The sequence below is a fragment of the Metabacillus bambusae genome, from assembly GCF_017497975.1.
GTDB classification, from domain to species: Bacteria; Bacillota; Bacilli; order Bacillales; family Bacillaceae; genus Metabacillus; species Metabacillus bambusae.
In genome coordinates this window covers 80,701-99,419 of record NZ_JAGDEL010000009.1, presented here as the reverse complement: position 1 = coordinate 99,419, position 18,719 = coordinate 80,701, and the positions used below count along the sequence as shown (strand labels likewise).

The following is an 18,719-nucleotide window of genomic DNA, read 5'->3' as shown; positions in this document are numbered from 1 at the left end:
CAACCTATTTTGAAGAGATTTTTGCTTTATTAGCGGATTTACTCCATACAACTAATACTATAATTAACAACAAACTACATATGCCAACCATCGCCCAAATTAAAATGGTTAATGAAAGGTTGGAAGAGGATGGTGTATCCTCTTCCGTACTATTTATCATTGATGAATCTGCCTCTTTAAATAGCTCCATTTCTAGTGCTTTTGCTTTAATCGTATTGTTATCACTTGACTCGCCTAAAAATAACGTCGATTTCAAGATATCTTCTTTGGATATCTTTTCTCTTTGAAAGTTCAGGTCTTTTAATTCGTCAGGTATGTTTGAACGTTGGTTTGATAATGACTCATCATGAAGCAACTCATTATTTGTTTTGAATTGGTTTTTTTGATAATCATTCGGAACAAGCTCATCAATTACCGTGGTGTCTGCATGCACAACTCCTGCAAGCAATAGCTGAAAAGTTGTCATGATTAGCAGAATAAGAGAAACAAGTGAGACTTGCTTACATTGCATGGGTTTCTGACCCTTTCTCATTTGTACTCGTTCTTGCCTTTTCGATGAAATATTGCAGCATTCCAAGCCCCGCTAATATCAAGGCAAGGATCATAACAGCCTGTGTAAATAATGAATCTGTACCATATTGAATTGACATGTATACATTGGACATCGGATCTGAAAAAGTAAAGTTCGGTGTTGTTAATGCTAGCAATGGTGTTACATAAAAGATCACCATACCTACTGTGATAAACAGTCCAACTAGGTGATGAACAGTAAATGAAACTCTTACTAGGGCTGAACCTGCCGCAAGAAGAAGGATCGTAAATACAGTCCATTCAACCGCGCTTTCCTCTCGTAATGGGTAGATGTCTAAACCAAATAAACTAATAACAAATCCAACAATGAGAGTTAATAAGACAAATAGAATTCCCTGAATCCACAATGGTGGCTGTTGGAAATAATAACTCGTATACCCGATAAGTAGGCTGCATACAAGAACGATAAATAATACGACTACTGGCGGAATATTTTTCACAGTTGTACTTTCAGTTTCTTCTGGAATATCACCACTAATCTTAAGCGGGTTTGTTAAGAAATCATAAACATAACCATTTGATTGACCATCAACAAATGTATTACCGAGAACACTAAAGACGTCATCTCGAATTAACTCTGTTGACGAAACATTTGAAGCCCATTTATCGTTTAATTTATCTGCATCCACTTGAACATCACTTACTCTTACTTGAAGCTCTCCTGTATATTCTATGATGCTGCTTTGACTTTCACCAACAGAATCCATCCAAGTATGAATTGATTCCATTTGCTCACTAATTCTTTCTGTGCCTGAAACCATTTCCTGACCTTCAACAGTCGTTGTTGGTTCTACGACCGTAAGCATCTGGTCTGGCTGTTTAATTTGATCTAAAACGGTTGTCGCCTCCTGAAGAATTCCATCAAGGCTTTCAACTAACTTAGCTTGTTGCTCATCGACTGTTTGACGATATTCAGCCATAAATACGGTAAAGCCGTCCTCTAGCGTGTTTAACGCATCTTGGTTTGTCGGCATCTCCTTACCTAATTGATCCCAACTGGATTGTTCTTCACTTGTGATCGCGGCGATTTTATTTGCTTCTTGCTGTAATTCTTCATTTCCAAGAACGGCTACTATGGCAGTGTTTTCTGCAAGCATGCTGTTTAATGTAGCCTCATATCGATCTAAATATGAGAAGTAAAACATCATCTGGAGAAGATCTTTACTTTTTATATCCTTGGAAAAGATCTCATTTACATGCTCTTTTCTTGTTTCGGAAAGTGCTTTAGAAGCAAGAATTGATTTTTCCTTTTTCTCAATTTCTTCTTTGATGTTAGTTTCATAGTCTTTGTATAAAGTTAGCTCTGTTTCAAGCTCACTTTTTATTTCCTCTAAATTATCAACATCTGTTTCCAATTGTAAATTGTCTTCTATTAGTTGTTTGTTATCATCTTCTAGTTGCTGAATTTGACTATTTTTATTTGCAATTGTTTCATCCAGCGTGTTTTTAACACCTAGTAATTCATTGAATGAATCCTGAAGTTCTTTTAAATCATCCTCTAATGGGTTTTTATCTGTTTCTTTCGTATCAAGTGCTGTTTTTAAAGCAAGGATACGATCATTGATAGTACCCAAGCCTGATAACGAGGTCTCCATCTCTTCCGGTTTCGGATCAACCAGGTTAGTAAGTTCAGCCTTTATCCTTGTAAGCTCCTCTGAAATTGAGGTTAACTCTGCCATCTCACTTTCGAAATCGACAACAGGTACTTTAGGATCGTTTGGCTGTTCTGGTTTTTCTGGATCAAGAGGCATCTCAGGTTCCACCTGATCTGTGGTGTCTTCACCAGGAGTTTCGTCATGATTACCTGACTCATTACTATTTTCTTCTGTATTCAAGGTAACTAATTTTTGATCTTTTTCATCAGATTTACCTGGATTATCTTTTTCTTCCTCAGTTGGTTCTTCAGGTTCTTCAGGCTCCTCACCAACACTAAGCTGATCACTTAAAGTCGCAAGCTGTCCCTCAACATCATTTAGCAAAGTTGTGTCTTTTAATTGCTGATAAAACTCAAGAATTTTTTCTTGCAGCTTGTAAAACTCACTAATTTGTCTTCCGACCTGACTATATCTTTGTTCCTCAAGTTGCCCGAAGACTTGCTGTGTGTTTTCCATACGGCTATCAAGCTTTGCCATACTTTCGATAAACGTATTGCCTTCATCTTCAAATAGACTTGTAGATTTGATGAACAAAGGCTGTTGATCTTCAGTTGCTTGATTAACAGACTGGATTGAATTTGCTTGGATTTCCGCTAAAAGAATTTGTTGTTTCGCTTGATATTCCTTATATTGCTCCACATATTCAACAAAGGTTTCCAAATTTTGCTCATAGCCTTCCATTGTTGCTTGTTGTTCTGGAGTTCTTTCACCAATCTGCTGAATAGAAGATTGCAAGCTTGTTAGCATTGCTTTCTGTTCATCAATTTGTCCAGCTAGGTTTTTTGAGCTTGGCTTATAAAAAGCTGTCATTGTTTCTTGAAATGCTACTTCCTTTTGAAGAATTTCATCAAACTCCTGGCGGATATGCTCCATGTCTGCTGAAATATAATTCCAGTAGAGCGATGAAATTTTTTGATTTACTCTTTTTGTTGCTTTTTCGAGCTCGACTAGCACTTTTTCTTTATTAACTGCATTTAGCTGACTTTGCACTTTATACTGAAAATTCGTTTTTACAGGGTTTGCCTCATCATAGGTCATAATATTTTCTGAGAAATCTGAGGGCATATAAACAATTGCATCGTATTTTAAATTACGCAGGCCATTTTCACCTGCACTTCTGCCTACAACCGTCCATTCAAAGTTTGAACTCTCCGCCAGGATTGACGCAACATCCTGACCGAACTGAATCTTTTCATCCGCTTCTTGTGTTCCGATATCCTCATTAATAATGGCAATGGATTTTGTTGCATTTTCCGTTTTAACCACCTTTAAAGGATTATCACCGATTGTACGGAAGAAAAGAAGGGGTGTAATGACAATTAATATGATGACTAGTATAAGCTTGAATATGCTTGCTTTTTCCGTCATACATGTACCTTCCTTTCTACATTTACAAGCGGTATCTGAATGCTTTGCTCTTTTCCATTTTCAACATAATAGCCGAAGCCTGGTTGAATCTCTGATTCCTTACGATCGTAAGTAAGAGTAAATAATGTTTGCTCAGATTTTTTCATTAAAATAACCGCTTGTCTAATTTGTTTTATTTCAATTGTTAAAGGATCATATCCTTTTGTTAATTCATTGTTGTTACCAGAGACGACCATATTAAAGCCAAGATGACTATAGCTTTTCATATATCGAACGATTCGATCCTGTGTCGGATTGTCAACACTTTGAAGGAAGCGTGAATACCCATCTACAACAAACAAGACTGGTGGAAATTGTGGTAATTGGTTGCCACTCTGTATTTGAAGATGATACGTTTCTTCTCGTTCAATAAAGACTTTCTCCAACTTATCTAACCATGAGGTTACATGGTCTTTTCCTTCAAGATAGACTAATTTCTCATCACCGATAAACGAAGACAAGCCACGATCAATCGAATCAAATATGGCAATATGTTCGATTTCCTGATCAAGTGCTGTATGAATTAGTACCTTTAAGGAATTTGTTTTACCTTTTTGAGCCTGCCCGAGCACAATACAATGCTTTGTCTTTAAGAAGTTGACATAGACAGGAGTCACATTCTCTTCATCAAGGCCAATTGGTAACTGGCCAATCTTCTCCTCTGTATAAGAAGAAAAATTGACAATCGTAAGCTCTGTAGGAAGCATTGGCACGGGATCTGGCTTCTTAACTGTTTTATATGCTTCCTTAATACTCTGTACTTCTTCCTTTAAATTCGTCATTTGCTCAAAGTCATCCTTACCATCTGTTGGGAGTAAGACTTGAGCAAAGAAGGCTGTATCTTTTTTAACAATGGCTCTTCCTGGCATTGCCTCATGTGAAAATGGCAGCCTGCCTAGCATCGTGTATGCCTCTGACTGATCCATTAAATAATGGACAATTTTCGTTTTTAAGTTATTCATCAATGCTTGGCGTACTGAATTTATCCGAGTGGCAGTTAGAATCGTATAAATGCCTAACGACCCGCCATCACGAGCAAATTGGTTTAAATGCTGTTCAAGATCAAGCATTTCCTCTTTAACAAGATCGAAATTATCAATCACAAGAAATAATAAAGGTAATGGCTCTTCACTTAAGGTGTTATACATTTTTATCGAGCTTACTTCTTGCTGTTGGAAAAGCTGTTTTCGTCTCGCAACTTCATCTCGTAAAATCCTCATAAATTTCTCGATTTTCCGTTCTTGATCAAGTAAAAAATAATCAGCTGTGTGTGGAAGCTGCTTAAGTGGTAATAATCCGCCATTGCCAAAGTCCATTAAATAATAATGAACTTCTTTAGGAGTAAATGCCTTAGCTATTCCTAGTAACAATGTTGTAATTGTATGTGTTTTACCATAGCCAGATGAACCAAATATTCCAATATTACCATCCTCGATTACGTCATACGTGTATGGTGATTGACTTTGTTTTTCTGGTTCATCAATCATCGCAAATAAGATGTTCGTTTTCTCATCCTGATTTGCACCTTCACGATAGAGACGACTAGGAAGTGGTGGTAGCCAAGGACTTGAAAGCCTCTCAATCTCCATGTCTTGTTGAAGCTGTTCAATTCTATCGACAATTTCACTAACCTCACTTACTGCGTCCTTTGACTTCTGCTCACTTGCGGATACTTCAGATAGAGGAATTAATCCTAGGTCTGTTACAATCGCAACTTCATCCTCTAGGTCATATGTTTCTTCCTCATGATATGGAGCACCACTCCATGCTGATTGGAAAAGTTCATACACCTCATTGTTACCAACCTGTAAATACCCTCGACCTGTTTCTGTGATTGATGCAGCATCACCATTTTTTAATATCTCACGGCTATCCTCCGTATTTTGCACCTTCAATGCAACACGAAAACGAGCATTACTCCAAATTTGATTATCGATGATACCACCGGGCTTTTGGGTAGCCAATATAAGATGAACACCAAGGCTTCGCCCAATACGTGCTGCACTAACTAATTCCCGAATAAAATCTGGTTCTTCTGTCTTAAGCTCAGCAAATTCATCTGAAATTAGAAATAAATGTGGAAGTGGCTTATCCGCCTTTCCTTGTTTAAATAGCTTTGTATAGTCATTAATATGTGAAACATTATAGTGATCAAATAAGCGTTGACGTCTTTTTAATTCACTCTTAATCGAAGCTAAAGCACGTAAGCTGAAATTTTTACTTCCTTCGATATTGGTGATCGTACCTAAAAGATGTGGCATGTTTTTAAAAGGTTGTGCCATGCCTCCACCTTTATAATCAATTAATAAAAAAGCAACTTCATGTGGGTGGAAATGTACAGCTAGTGATAATATGTAAGTTTGTAAAAACTCACTTTTCCCCGAACCTGTCGTACCCGCCAATAAGCCATGTGGACCATGAGCTTTTTCATGTAAGTTCAGTTCAACCGTTTCTTCCTTTCCTTTTAATCCAATTGGCACAGCTAAAGATTTTGCCGATTCCCTTGTGAGCCAGTTTTGTTTTATTGGAAGCTGATCAACACTTTTTACATTCATCATTTCAAGAAATGAAACTGCGGTTGGGATTGAATTTGTCATACCAATTTGGTGGTCAAGTGTTCGGAGCATACGAGCATAATTCTCGTTACTATCCCTTTTATGTACATCCAAATCAAACGGAATTCGTACCGCTTTTTTCTGTTGAATTAAAATATCTCCTTGGCCATCATTGATATATCGTACAAGGGTATGAATATTATCAGATAAACTTTCCTTTGCTTCAGCAGCAAAGATAACTGAAATACCAAGATGCCTATGATCCCCTTCTAAATATTCTAAGATCACATGATCGGAGATGAGTTGATGATTTGTAATCACAAAGACATAATGTGGTGTAAAACGGATCTTCTCTTTTTCTTCCTCTTGATCACGTTCTCTAACCATTTCATAAAGCGAATAAAGCAATTGATCCCTAGTTTTTTCGTTATAAATAAATCCCTTTGCAAAGGAATTTGGCAATTGAAAATGTGGTAGCCACTTCATCCATTCCCATTCCTTGTATTCTGTTTCATCAAAAATAAAAACAAAGCGCAAATCATGGTAACTATGGAAAAAGGTAAGCTGTCCGATCAGCTGGTGTAATTCATTCTTCAATACAGCATCTTTCCCAATTAATCCAATAGCTCCCTCTGAAAGATTTGCTGTTATTGGCAGGTTTTTTAAATATTTATAAGCTCTTTCAAGCATTTGTGATTCCTCTAATAAATCATCCATCTCTCTGTTGGACATATCTGATTGTGACGACGAGATGGTATAGCTAGCTGGAACAGTTCCAACACCAAGTCGAAATTGCAGAAAATCAGGGCTTTCAGGTGTTCTTTCCCAAAGCCTGTCAGAAATCTGATCTGTTAAATACTTCATTCGTTCAAAGGATGGATAGTGAAACGTTAAAACATCCTTTTGTTTATCAGCAAGATTTTGCAGTTCTTGTCTTTTTGCATCTAAATATTGATTATAAATACGTTTACGGCGTTCCTTTGATTTCTTTTGATTCCCTCGATCCTTGAAGTATTGAACAGTTGAGGTTACCAAGGTTGTCATAAACATGACTAATGATACCATTATAAAAATCCCTCTAGGAACAAGTATCGCCACAAGCCCCATAACAATCAGCATAATAAGCGGTGGCATAATAATAAGCCATAAACTTCGGTTAGAGCTTTCTGAATCTTGAGAAGGAAAGGAAAACTGAACCTTTTCATCAGGCAGATCATAAACCATCCTTGGTGTACGTCGGTACACTGGATATTTTTTCTGCATTTCTGATTGAGGCTTAATCGTCTCTGATAAAATCGTCGCAAAATCTTGTAAGCTATCAATCTGAATTAAATCATCCTCTAAAAGGGTAATTGTCATAAGAGGCCAAAGCAGTTGATCACCAACCTCCAGCTTTGATGTTTGATTGATTAGCTGGCCATTTTTGAAAAGAGTCTGTTTTTCCTCTACTTTTATTTCCCAGGCATTATTTTTTTTGTGAAGCGTAAATGAGTCTTGTTTAAAAGCAGAAACATAGGCCTTATAAAAAGTGGCATCCTGTCTAGCTGTTGAAAAGGTCACCTCATCCATGTGCCCAATATAATACGAGTTTGTTAGTACTGGAGCTGAAGTGATCATCACAGAGATATCTTCTTCACCAAAACGAATTGGATACAGTTTGTTTTGTTCGATCTGTTGCACATGATCCTCTTCTTGGAAAAGCCAAAAGGAGTCATCGCGATATTTCACCCTAATTGACTTTGGGGAAGAAGGCACCTTTTGAAGAGTAATCGAATGATTCCAATCACACCCGATTGTTAACTCTTGCTTAGGACTGGATTTGAATGTCACCTGTTGATAGGATTCACGATAAAAAACCCATAAAATAGACATGTTGTCACCACCTATATTTGTTCAATTTAAAAGGCACTTTTCTAAAGGAATATTGGTTTCGCTTAACGGAGTGCTCTTTTTTCTACGTCGTTAAACGGCGCTTTCGCTTTTATTGTCTAGCTCAAGCACCAAGCCCCTCGGGGTCATAAGCCACTCCATAATTGAAGGCAAAGAACACCTTCTATTATGGAGCGCCTTATGCCTGTCGGCGCTGTTCAAGGCACTTCCGCTTTTCTTATTTTTTTACTTGATTAGTAGTTGTGTCATTAGAAGGAGCCTCTGTTTTTTCATCTACTTGTTGAGTTTTCGCCTCAGTTGATGGGCTGGTTTGTTCCGCTGTTTCTTCTTGTGCTTCTTCTTGTGTTTCTTCCGAGGTAGCCTGTTCTTCTTCCTCTTCTTTCATTTCATCTTGGTATTCTGTTATTTCGTTTTCGATATCAGCTAATAGTTGTTGTCTCTCTTCTCTATCTAAATCATCATTTGATTTTACTTGTTCCTTGTATTTTACAAGTCCATATAAAATCAATGATCGGTCTTCAAGATACCTTGCTATATCGAGTGCTTCTTCAGCATTTCCACGTCCTATAAGGATCCAATATTCAAAATAAAGGGGATCTGACTGTAAAGACACAGTATTTCGAATGACTTCTTTTTGTTCCTCTGTCAACGATTCATTAATGATATATGATAAAGATAGTTCGTATTGAGTGACCTTCGGCATTTCCTTAATTTCATATGGCTGTAAAGCTGTGACAACTTCACTATATTCATTATTTAAAAACTTTTCCTGTGCATGAATAAAGCTTGTCTGTTTCGGCTGAAGAAAAAACAAAGAATACATTGAATAAACTAATGCTGGGATTAAGCATAGGGAGACACCATACAAAACATAACGATTTATTTTCCATGTCTTCTTATTAACTGTCATCAGAAGTGCTTTTTCAGCATTCTCATGTTGTATCCGTTCTTCAATGATACTTATTAACTCATTAAAGCTCTGCGCACTACTTACTTTTTTTGTAAAATCAGAAAGCTTCAATGTTTCAAAATAGTGAACATATTGTTCAAAGGAATACTGTTTGTCAACAATTGCTGCAACTGTCGCTTTTACTTCTTTCAATAATTGATCAGAATTTTTTTCATACGGTGGAAGACTTTCTTTTACCCCAAAATGAAGAAAATATGGATTCAGCCCTTGATCAAGGACAATGTTTCCTGGGCATACAAGCAAATGAATTCTTGATAAGGAATGGATTTCAGCCTTTTGCACAACTTTATACGCAATCCTCAGCTGATCTCTCACATCTACTTGATCCAAACGAGGAAGAAAAGTGTAAGTATTAGGGATTGTATGAAGAATGGATAATTCATCATCCATCATGGTAATTTCTTTTTTAATTTTTGGGTTTATCTCCTTTAAAAAAGAAATTTCGGTAGGATCATCTAATTTTATTTTTTCTATTTGAAACGTGAAAGCTATTGATTGTTCATCATGTTTAATAACAGCTTCTAGTTTTTCTTGTAAGTATGAGAAATCGTTTTGTGATGACATTCCCATTATCTCCTTCATAATATTTCAATTCTGTCTCCAGTTGTAATGCCAACATCTAATAGGCGTTTATTACCTTGGACAACTTTATGTTTATTAATGACCCTTACCCAGGAGCCTTCTTTAGGTTCCATGTGTAATTCCTTTGCCTGCCAGACGATGTCAATCATTTTTTTTACTGAGTGATAGTTTGATAGTCGTAAATCAAAGCTATCCTCTTGATAGTTTTTTAAATCAATCGTGATTTCTATGTACATATGTATTCACCTCATAGGGAAGGAGCGCAACTTTTTTATAAAAAGAGCGCTCCTTTATCTCTTAACTGACTGTAAGAAGGTAAGGGGACGGAACCAGTTAACATTCCAAATTAGTAAGCTATTAGACTAGCTTACTTCTAAAAAAGATATTGCAGCCTATTTCACCCTAATTTGGCTTTCTGCATTACTCCGTTTCTTTCCTTCGTGTTGACATTAAAACAAAATGCCATAGAGGTTTTGTATGTAGATTATCCTCTAATTTGACTTGCAATTTGTTGATCAGCATCCTCAAGTGCTTTAGCCGTGCTGTTCAATTGAGTAGAAATGTCATCAAGTAACTGTTGCATTTGGATGAAAGATGGTCTTAGCGTTTGGTATTGATCGCTGAATGCTCTGCTTGATTCACCCTCCCACATTCCTTCTAATTCTCTAATCATTGTATCAAGACGAGAAACTTGCTCTCCAACTTGGCTGCTTTCACTTGAATAACGGTTTGACATACTCACTAGTTCAGCTGGGGTAACGCGAATGATTCCAGACATTTAAAATCTCTCCCTATTATTTGTTTTATTTGGTATTCATCTATATTAATTGTGAGTACCCTGATTATCATTTTTCTATTAAACTAGAGTTTCTTAAACATGGTGTTCCTATTAACGTTCTTTTTACCTACTCTCTCCAAACACCAGGTTTTTCCTATAATATACCAATAACATATCTTCCCAGATAAATACAGAAAAAATCTATTCCAGCCATAAAAAGAGATCTTTATCCCTATAACCCAAAAATGTCTACAGTATTATGTTCATAAAAGTCTATCCTCGATTTTGAGTAATAAGTACTTAGAAAATAAGTGGAAACATTTTAAGTTAGGACTTTAATCACGAACAATAAAAAAACCACCCCTGAATGGAGGTGATCTCTTTTTCTAAATACGCATTTACCTAGGTATTACTTATTTACCTTAATTTTCTTGTGACTTTTGCAGCTCTTCTTCAAAATAAAAGGTGCTTGGATGTTCAATCACTTTGTATGAGTACTTTTTCATATGTTTTACATATTGTGATTTTGAAATTGTAACTAGCTCTCCTGTTTTCTGAACCCTTACCACTTCTCCATCATTGAACAGATTGTTTGAGTTTTTCAACCAGACACTTCCCTTCTTACGTAAGTATATCATATATAAAACATCTTATATTCCCACTTAATTGTTGTAGCTAAACAACAACTCTTCCTGTTATGGTCATTTTAACCCTTATTTCTGAAATATAGTCAGAATCACTTATGTTCACTTTTTTTACTTTTTAACAATCAGCCACAGTACATGACTTTTCAACTCATAGACACACACCTATTCCTCAATTGATCATACACTATTTTTATGTTCGAATGTTTAATAACAGTGATTTTGATTTTCATTCAGTGGGGGTCTTACTACCCGGTAAATACGGGATAAAGGATTGAGGTGTCTTAATTGTTGATTAGAAAGGCTAACTTGACAGAGACAAATAAGCTTCTACACATGACGATAGAGGTTATGAATGAAAGTACGATGGGTTTAGTTCAAATCGATGCTCAAAGTGGCTTCAACATATTTATTCCCTTATTAAATAGCGGTTCCTATTACCTCGTTGCCTTAGAAAATAATATGATTGCGGGATGGGTATTACTAGGACCTGACTTCAATCCTATAAATATGTACAAAACAGGCAGCATCACTTCTCTTTATGTTTTACCCGAGTTCAGAAAATCAGGTTTAGGCAAACAATTAATGATCCAGGCTCTGGAACACTTAAAGTATCAAGGTTTTCAAAAGATCATCCTAAATGTTTATGCAGGTAATCCAGCAAAACGATTATATGAACAGCTTGGATTTCAGGATCTTTCAAGTGTGATGGAATTAGATTTTTGAAGAATACAGAAAAGGAACTACGTTAATTAACATCCTTAAGATAAAGGGGAGCGGCAGTCATTTTCGAATTCCTTTCAATCCTGTTTTCTACCGCTTTTTCTTCATACAAGGAAATGTGTAGCTTTCATTTCGTGGGTAGATGTTTGCACACTGAGTCAGCCTATTTAAAATACATTGGATAATTTCTCTTTAAAAATTCTTTGTCGATCACTGCTTGTAGTAGGTGCTCTTGCATTAGCTCATCAGCAAGTTCTGGCTTTTTTTCTTTTATTGCAACTACTATTTCTTCATGTTGTGCAAAAATCGTATCCCAATTAAAGTCAGTAGCTAACCTTAGCATACGACTTCTATTAAAATGAACATTCATTTGCTGAATAATTAACCACGTATTCCTTTTGTTACAGCCTGAAAAAATCGTTTGATGATATTCTTCATCTAATTCAAACATTTTCCGATAATCCTGTTGTTCAATACACACCTTTTGCATGCTTAAGTTCATTTCAAGTGCCAATAAATTATCTTTTGAAAAATCCCTACAAGCTAATTGGATAACAGCTCTTTCAAGATGCTCCCGCATAAATCTTGCTTCTTCAGCAAGGTTTAAATCAATTAACGAAACAAATGTGCCTCTTTGCGGATAAACATCAAGTAGTCCTTCTTGTGAAAGACGGAGAAAGCTTTCTCTTATCGGTGTACGGCTAACATTGTATTCGAGTGACATTTCCTTTTCTGAAATGCTGGTACCAGGAACAAGCTGCAAACTTAAGATTTGTGATTTCAATTCTTGATAAACCTGTTCACGTGTCGATGTTGCTTGTGTTTTATAGTCGGTATACATGACGATCTTCCCCCTTCATTCCTATTTTTCAATACTAGTAAATACTGTCCCTTTTCCTTTGTACTTAGAACCAACAAGAAAGCATCACGTTTTTGACAAAAAGCATCCTGATGCAATCTTGTTATTTGAATCCTCACAGCTAATTTACGAGTTTAAGCCAGAGCTTGACCGCCAACAATTTCTTTTGACTGTTTTACTTTTTCTAAGCTATCCCAAATGCCCAAAATGTACATAATTCCAAGTGCACGATCATACAAGCCATAGCCAGGACGAGCCTGTTCACCCCAGATCATTCGCCCATGATCAGGTCGAATATAACCTGTGTATCCTGTATCATGTAACGCTTTTACAATTTCATATATGTCCAAAGAACCGTCACTGCTACGATGAGAACTTTCTGTAAAATCACCATTTTCATAGATTTTCACGTTACGAATATGAGCAAATGGAATTCGCCCCATTGCTGAAAAGTGTCTCATTATATCTGGAATATCGTTGTTTGGATTTGCACCTAATGATCCAGAACACAAAGTTAATCCATTGTATGGACTATCAACTAATTTCACAATTCTTTCTAGGTTTTCCTTATTTATCACAATTTTTGGTAGCCCAAAAATAGACCATGGCGGGTCATCTGGATGGATGGCCATTCTCACGTCACATTCCTCTGCAACTGGAATAATTTTCTCCAAAAAGTATTGTAGATGAGCAAATAAATCCTCTTCTGTAACATCTCTATATAATTCAAATGCACGCTTAATCTTACTAACACGTTCTGGTTCCCAACCCGGCATTGAAAAACCATTTGATGAGCTTTCGATCATTTTTATTAAAACAGCAGGATCTACCTCTTCTACTTTGGCCTTTTCATATGCTAATGCGGTTGATCCATCTGGTAATTCCTTCGCAAGCTCTGATCTCGTCCAGTCGAATATCGGCATAAAGTTATAACAAATAACCTTTATTCCAGCTTGAGCTAAATTTCGAATTGTCTCTTGATAATTGTTAATATAAAGATCACGTGTAGGAAGCCCTAATTTAATATCTTCATGCACATTAACACTTTCAATCACATCAAGATTTAAACCTTTATCTTCAATCTCTTTCTTTAATGCCAGAATTTGATCAAGCGGCCAAACTTCCCCAGCAGGAATATCATGAAGTCCTCCTACAATTCCATCCATACCAGGTATTTGCCTGATTTGGTCTAATGTAACACTATCATCTTGATTGCCAAACCATCGAAATGTGATTTTCATTTATATAACCTCCATCATTTATGTATTAGTTAAATCAAGCTATACTTTGTTATTTATAAAAATTGCTAGTTTAGTTTATATCAATTAAAAGCTTGGGAATTGATCATCATTTGTATTAATGCCATTAGAGAAATTGAAAGGGATTTTTCTCGGAAATATAGTGAATAGGAATGCCTGGAAAAAAGCCCTTTGTTAGTTCAGCAAGATACTCCATTCCTGGTTCCTCACTAGCGGCATGCCCTATACTAATTAACGCCTTATTTCTCCCTTGAAAGATGGCGTCCCGAACGTATTCGGGTGTCTCCCACTCGGGGCCCTCGCCGTAAATGATTAAATCAAGATCTCCCTGTTCAAATAGTGGTATAGCTATGTCCCCTCCACCTCGATATCCTGCTAATAATCCAATTCTAGTGCATGGCATCGACATATCTCCGATAACACGTACAAAAGGTATAGAAAGCTTTCTTTTTACATAATCAGCAATCTCCTTAACAGTCATAATAGGTATAGTCAGTAAAGTTGATGTTGCTTTATTTTTTTCAACATAGCGATCCCAACCTAATGCATGAACTAACCCCACCATAATTCCATCAGGTTGATACTTATGCCAATAGTCATGAAAGCGATAAATTGCAATACCCGTTTCATCAATCATTTTTCGCTTATTACGGTACACAGAATCAAGTTCTAGAAGTTCTATTCTGTCATGGTGACTGTAGAATGTACCTTCATGGGTTATGATAAGGTTTGCTCCCATGTCTATTGCACACTGAATTACGTAGTGGGATGCAACAAATGCGACTATAATACCTTTAACATCTGTGGACGGATCTCCAAACACTAGCTTATCAACACTTATTTCAAGCTTATCAACTGGTTTTGTTAATTTAGTTATTACATCCTGAATTGTTATCGTCATTTTATCAACTCCCTAACAGGAAAAGATTAACTTTTCTTGATATCTATTTACATGAAGGAGACTTATTCTGAATACCGGAATTTTAGAAATTTAAGCCAATCACAACTATACTAGTATGGTAGGATTATTTCTCCCAACCTACAATTGGGATTACAGTGGGGCTTAAAATCAACAAACTAGCTTATTTCTTTTGTATTAGAATTGCCACCCTAGTGGATTTTCTCCATTTTTAATCGTTTATGAAATTATAAAATTCTTGAACTGTGGATAAGCGCACGACATCCAGCTCCTAGCCCCTCTAGGGTCTAGCTAATTTAGAATTGAAGGCAAAGAACGCCTTCTCTTCTAAATCATCTTATTTGCCTTAGGCTGTTCAAGGCGCTTACGCTTTTGTTCATATTCTTTTCAATTGAATTTTCAGTACTTGGCTTTAAAAATTTCAATTCAAGATCTGTCAGCATCTCTTTCATATTTAGCATCATAAGGTAAGCAATAATGCTAGAAGTAAAAACAATTAAAAAATCCGTTGTTACGGTTGTAACAAATGCTACGATAAATAAAATCAAAAAATTACCGAATGTTTGTTTAAATTTCGTAAAGCTATAGTATACTGACAATTTCCAAACATCCCTTATTCTAAATTTATACCTAGCATTAATCGTAAGAATGTTTAAGCATAACATCGTCCATATTAACGTAAGAAGGAAAATCACAATGGATATTATTTGACTTGTATCAGATGTAGACTTGCGGAGATATTGTAAATCTACTATTAAAATGAAGTAAACGACTAGTATTGGCAACCACACAGAAAAGGTATCTTTTACATTCTTTTTGTAGCCATAGAAAAAATCACGTGTTGGTGATATTTCTTTCGTTCTTACAAGCTTCTCCATTGAGTAACACATAGCAGCAATTGCTGGTCCTGTTGGTAGTAATGCCAAAAAGTATAATAGAATATTAGAAAATGACGGTTTTAATGTCATAAAGAAAAAGATAAATAAGCTATTTGTTACTACAAAATAAATATTTGTTAACAGCAGCCAATAGATATAGTTTGTAATTATGTATAAGATTCCTTGACCAAACTCTTTCTTTTCTTCCATGATTTTTCACCATCTTTTTCTTTTTTTACAATTATTTTTACAACTTTTTATGTAAAATAGGCTATTTTTCTTTCAATTTCCTCTAATTTGATAAAACTAGGTTGCCCTTTCATACGAAAAGGCAACCTCCTATATCATTTACCTACTTTGACTATTTATTATCTTTATATGTTTTATTAGCAAGATCTAGGTATTGTTGTAGTCCTTGGCCTTCTAGTTCTTTAACAAATGCATCAAACTCGCTTAAATCACGTTCTCCAATGATAAACTTTAGTGTATTTTGAACTGAGTAGTCTTTTAATGGTGTATTTAGTAATGTTACCTTTTCTCTATCTTCCATTGAATACGGAATCGGTGGTTCTGCCGGAATTGCTGTTTTAACTTTTGCCATATCTTCCTGGAATTTAATCTCTTCCTCACTCATCATTGAATGTAGTAGATCTGTTGTTCCACCATAGGCAAATACTCCTCCAGAGAAACCAAACTCAGTTCGTAAATCCTTTGTGCCAGCTGGATTAAGCCCATTATAATTTACATCATCTACTAATTTTCTAACACCATCTGTTTTAGTAAATGTTGTTCCTTCAACACCCCATTTAGCAAATTCTTGGCCTTCGTCACTATAATAAAGCCAATCAATAAATTGTAGGATGGCATCGAAATTTTCACTTTCCTTCGCTTTTGAAGAGATCATAACACCATTTTCTAATCTAGAACCCGACATAAGTTGACCTGCTGGACCGCCTGGAACGGTAATTTTAGAAATTGAGTAGTTATCTTTACCAAGCGTTTTATCCATATCGTTTCGATGTAAGATAAGAGTTTGTGAATTACCATTAATAATAAAGGATTTACCAGTGACAAACTTTTGGACTGCCTGATCATCTTCCTGTGTAAAGCTTTCTTTATCAAGTAATCCTTCTGATACTAATTTATTAAAGTAAGTTAGTAATTCTTTATATTCGTTAGTTGTTGCAGAATAGATAAATTCATCTGCTGATTCATCATATGTTAATCCATTTCCATATCCCCAGCCTGCTTTTGTACCAAATCCAACAGCAGCTATATTAAGTGTACTATCAAATAAGAATCGATCTGAGAATGGTGTTACATCTGGATATAGTTCTTTTAATTTTTTCATTGCTTCATATAATTCATCCCAAGTAGTTGGAATTGCAATATTATGCTTTTCAAAAATATCTGTTCGAACAATTAGTGTATAATCTGGCCAAACTTCCTCATGTAGTCCTGGCAATAAATAAAATTTACCGTCATTTTGACGTAAGCCTTCTATCTCATCCTCTAGCTGCCATTTTTCCACTTTATCTTTGAAGTGAGGCATTTTATCAATATAATCACTAATTGGTAGAATCGCTCCAGAAGAAACAAAAGCTGACTCTTCACCTGGGTATGTTTTAGGGATAATTAATGGTGCATCACCTGAGCTAATTAACAAGCTACGTTTTTGAGTGTAATCACTCATTGGTACGATTGTAGGTTTTAGCGAAACATTCGTCATTTCTTTTATCTTTTCCCACAATAACCAATCTTCTTTATAAGGATAAGTTGGTTGATCCGAATATAGAATTGGTAATTCAATTTCTTCACTAGCTTTAAATGTATCACCTACACCGTATGACTCCATAGCACCCTTTTTAGTATTTTCGTTCTCTGTACTTGCAGACTCTTTATTAGAACAGCCAGCAATCACTAGTACAAACAAAGCTAATAAACAAAATATTGACTTTAACCTTTTACGACCATTTTTCATTTCTATTCCTCCCCTTTGTTAGTTTATATAAGAAAGCGTTTGAGCTTTTTCCACCCCAGTGTTTCGATACTCAACAAAACGCTTATCTACTAAAATAATTACCCCTTTTTTACTTAGGCTGCTTTTATAATGATTGTTGTTTTTCATGGAGTCTTTACTTAACAGATCCAAGCATAACACCTGATACGAAATACTTTTGAACGAAAGGATAAATTGTCAAAATTGGTAAAATGGTAAGAACCATCGTAACCGACTTAATGTTTGCTGATATTTGAGTTAAGTTATCAGCTGAGGTTGCTCCAGCTGATTGTCCTCCAGTAACACCAGCGATCAAATTTCTAAGGTAGATGGTGACTGGAAATAACTCTTTTTGATCCAAGTATAAGAAAGCTGGAAACCAAGAATTCCAATGCCCTACTGCATAAAAAAGAATCATAGTTGCAATTACTGCCTTGCTGAGCGGTAAAACAATCCTTAGGAGAATACCATATGTATTTAACCCATCGATAGATGCCGCTTCTTCTAACTCTTCAGGCATATTTTCAAAGAAGGATTTCATGATTAGCATATTATAGATACTAATGGCTCCAGGAATAACAATTGCCCACATTGTATTATCAAATCCAATACTATTAATTAATACATAGTTAGGAATTAATCCACCGTTAAAAAACATTGTAAATACAGCAAATACTGTAAAAAATCTACGTCCAGCCAATCTCCTCTTGGATAATGCATACGCAAATATTATTGTTAAAAACATTGATATAGCCGTTCCTACAACTGTATAGATTACAGTGTTTTTGTAATTGATCCAAAACATCTTGTCCTGAGTTACTGTTTTATATGTCTCGATATTAAAGCCCTTTGGTATTAAACTTACTTGCCCTGCATTAATATAGGCTTCACTACTAAAAGACTGAGCGATAACATTTAAAAATGGATATAGTGTACAGAAAACAATGACCAATAAGATAATCGCGTTAAACACTTTAAAAATCTTATATTGTACAGATTCCTTCATGGTC

General features: G+C 35.7%; 14 protein-coding genes. 1 reads left to right on the top strand and 13 read right to left on the bottom strand.

Features of this window, described 5'->3' with window-relative positions; all coding sequences use genetic code 11:
- Positions 1-4 precede the first annotated feature (4 nt).
- The 7 genes from essA to I7822_RS13495 all read right to left on the bottom strand — a co-directional run bounded on the left by essA (position 5) and on the right by I7822_RS13495 (position 11,033).
- Positions 5-511 (bottom strand): type VII secretion protein EssA, encoded by a 507-nt coding sequence (gene essA, locus I7822_RS13525; protein ID WP_207978986.1) that lies wholly within the window; start codon positions 509-511, stop codon positions 5-7.
- On the bottom strand, positions 501-3,614 hold the full coding sequence (gene esaA / locus I7822_RS13520) for a type VII secretion protein EsaA (RefSeq protein WP_207978985.1): 3,114 nt from the start codon (positions 3,612-3,614) through the stop codon (positions 501-503). The genes essA and esaA overlap by 11 nt, the downstream gene beginning before the upstream one ends.
- Complete coding sequence (essC, locus tag I7822_RS13515; RefSeq protein ID WP_207978983.1) at positions 3,611-8,080, bottom strand: type VII secretion protein EssC; 4,470 nt, start codon at positions 8,078-8,080, stop codon at positions 3,611-3,613. The genes esaA and essC overlap by 4 nt, the downstream gene beginning before the upstream one ends.
- A 235-nt stretch (positions 8,081-8,315) precedes the next feature.
- Positions 8,316-9,632, bottom strand: coding sequence for a type VII secretion protein EssB (gene essB / locus I7822_RS13510; RefSeq protein WP_207978979.1), 1,317 nt, complete (start codon positions 9,630-9,632; stop codon positions 8,316-8,318).
- 14 nt (positions 9,633-9,646) lie between these two features.
- On the bottom strand, positions 9,647-9,886 hold the full coding sequence (yukD, locus tag I7822_RS13505; RefSeq protein ID WP_207978975.1) for an ESX secretion system protein YukD: 240 nt from the start codon (positions 9,884-9,886) through the stop codon (positions 9,647-9,649).
- 248 nt (positions 9,887-10,134) lie between these two features.
- Positions 10,135-10,428 (bottom strand): WXG100 family type VII secretion target, encoded by a 294-nt coding sequence (locus I7822_RS13500; protein WP_066338365.1) that lies wholly within the window; start codon positions 10,426-10,428, stop codon positions 10,135-10,137.
- 422 nt (positions 10,429-10,850) lie between these two features.
- Positions 10,851-11,033 (bottom strand): hypothetical protein, encoded by a 183-nt coding sequence (locus I7822_RS13495; RefSeq protein ID WP_243459453.1) that lies wholly within the window; start codon positions 11,031-11,033, stop codon positions 10,851-10,853.
- 330 nt (positions 11,034-11,363) lie between these two features.
- Here I7822_RS13495 and I7822_RS13490 point away from each other — a divergent pair, with 330 nt between their 5' ends.
- Positions 11,364-11,798, top strand: a complete 435-nt coding sequence (locus tag I7822_RS13490) for a GNAT family N-acetyltransferase (protein WP_207978973.1) — start codon at positions 11,364-11,366, stop codon at positions 11,796-11,798.
- 160 nt (positions 11,799-11,958) lie between these two features.
- Here I7822_RS13490 and I7822_RS13485 read toward each other — a convergent pair whose 3' ends face one another.
- The 6 genes from I7822_RS13485 to I7822_RS13460 form a co-directional block, all read right to left on the bottom strand.
- Positions 11,959-12,636: a GntR family transcriptional regulator gene (locus I7822_RS13485; RefSeq protein WP_207978971.1), complete on the bottom strand. Its 678-nt coding sequence runs from the start codon at positions 12,634-12,636 to the stop codon at positions 11,959-11,961.
- A 152-nt stretch (positions 12,637-12,788) separates the two neighbouring features.
- A complete protein-coding gene (uxuA, locus tag I7822_RS13480; protein ID WP_207978969.1) occupies positions 12,789-13,895 on the bottom strand; it encodes a mannonate dehydratase in 1,107 nt (368 codons plus the stop codon).
- Between the two features lie 124 nt (positions 13,896-14,019).
- Positions 14,020-14,814, bottom strand: coding sequence for a Nif3-like dinuclear metal center hexameric protein (locus tag I7822_RS13475; RefSeq protein ID WP_207978968.1), 795 nt, complete (start codon positions 14,812-14,814; stop codon positions 14,020-14,022).
- Between the two features lie 350 nt (positions 14,815-15,164).
- Entirely contained in the window at positions 15,165-15,920 is a 756-nt protein-coding gene (locus tag I7822_RS13470) for a YesL family protein (RefSeq protein ID WP_207978966.1), read from the bottom strand.
- A gap of 151 nt (positions 15,921-16,071) precedes the next feature.
- The gene (locus I7822_RS13465; protein WP_207978964.1) at positions 16,072-17,691 is read right to left on the bottom strand and encodes an ABC transporter substrate-binding protein; all 1,620 of its coding nucleotides are present in this window, start codon (positions 17,689-17,691) and stop codon (positions 16,072-16,074) included.
- Between the two features lie 154 nt (positions 17,692-17,845).
- Positions 17,846-18,715, bottom strand: a complete 870-nt coding sequence (locus tag I7822_RS13460; protein ID WP_207978962.1) for a carbohydrate ABC transporter permease — start codon at positions 18,713-18,715, stop codon at positions 17,846-17,848.
- Positions 18,716-18,719: the final 4 nt, after the last annotated feature.

What these genes read in the sequence shown, in the direction of transcription:
- essA (WP_207978986.1), bottom strand. Translation starts at nt 511, where the DNA reads ATGCAATGTAAGCAAGTCTCACTTGTTTCTCTTATTCTGCTAATCATG.
- esaA (WP_207978985.1), bottom strand. Translation starts at nt 3,614, where the DNA reads ATGACGGAAAAAGCAAGCATATTCAAGCTTATACTAGTCATCATATTA.
- essC (WP_207978983.1), bottom strand. Translation starts at nt 8,080, where the DNA reads ATGTCTATTTTATGGGTTTTTTATCGTGAATCCTATCAACAGGTGACA.
- essB (WP_207978979.1), bottom strand. Translation starts at nt 9,632, where the DNA reads ATGTCATCACAAAACGATTTCTCATACTTACAAGAAAAACTAGAAGCT.
- yukD (WP_207978975.1), bottom strand. Translation starts at nt 9,886, where the DNA reads ATGTACATAGAAATCACGATTGATTTAAAAAACTATCAAGAGGATAGC.
- I7822_RS13500 (WP_066338365.1), bottom strand. Translation starts at nt 10,428, where the DNA reads ATGTCTGGAATCATTCGCGTTACCCCAGCTGAACTAGTGAGTATGTCA.
- I7822_RS13485 (WP_207978971.1), bottom strand. Translation starts at nt 12,636, where the DNA reads ATGTATACCGACTATAAAACACAAGCAACATCGACACGTGAACAGGTT.
- uxuA (WP_207978969.1), bottom strand. Translation starts at nt 13,895, where the DNA reads ATGAAAATCACATTTCGATGGTTTGGCAATCAAGATGATAGTGTTACA.
- I7822_RS13475 (WP_207978968.1), bottom strand. Translation starts at nt 14,814, where the DNA reads ATGACGATAACAATTCAGGATGTAATAACTAAATTAACAAAACCAGTT.
- I7822_RS13470 (WP_207978966.1), bottom strand. Translation starts at nt 15,920, where the DNA reads ATGGAAGAAAAGAAAGAGTTTGGTCAAGGAATCTTATACATAATTACA.
- I7822_RS13465 (WP_207978964.1), bottom strand. Translation starts at nt 17,691, where the DNA reads ATGAAAAATGGTCGTAAAAGGTTAAAGTCAATATTTTGTTTATTAGCT.
- I7822_RS13460 (WP_207978962.1), bottom strand. Translation starts at nt 18,715, where the DNA reads ATGAAGGAATCTGTACAATATAAGATTTTTAAAGTGTTTAACGCGATT.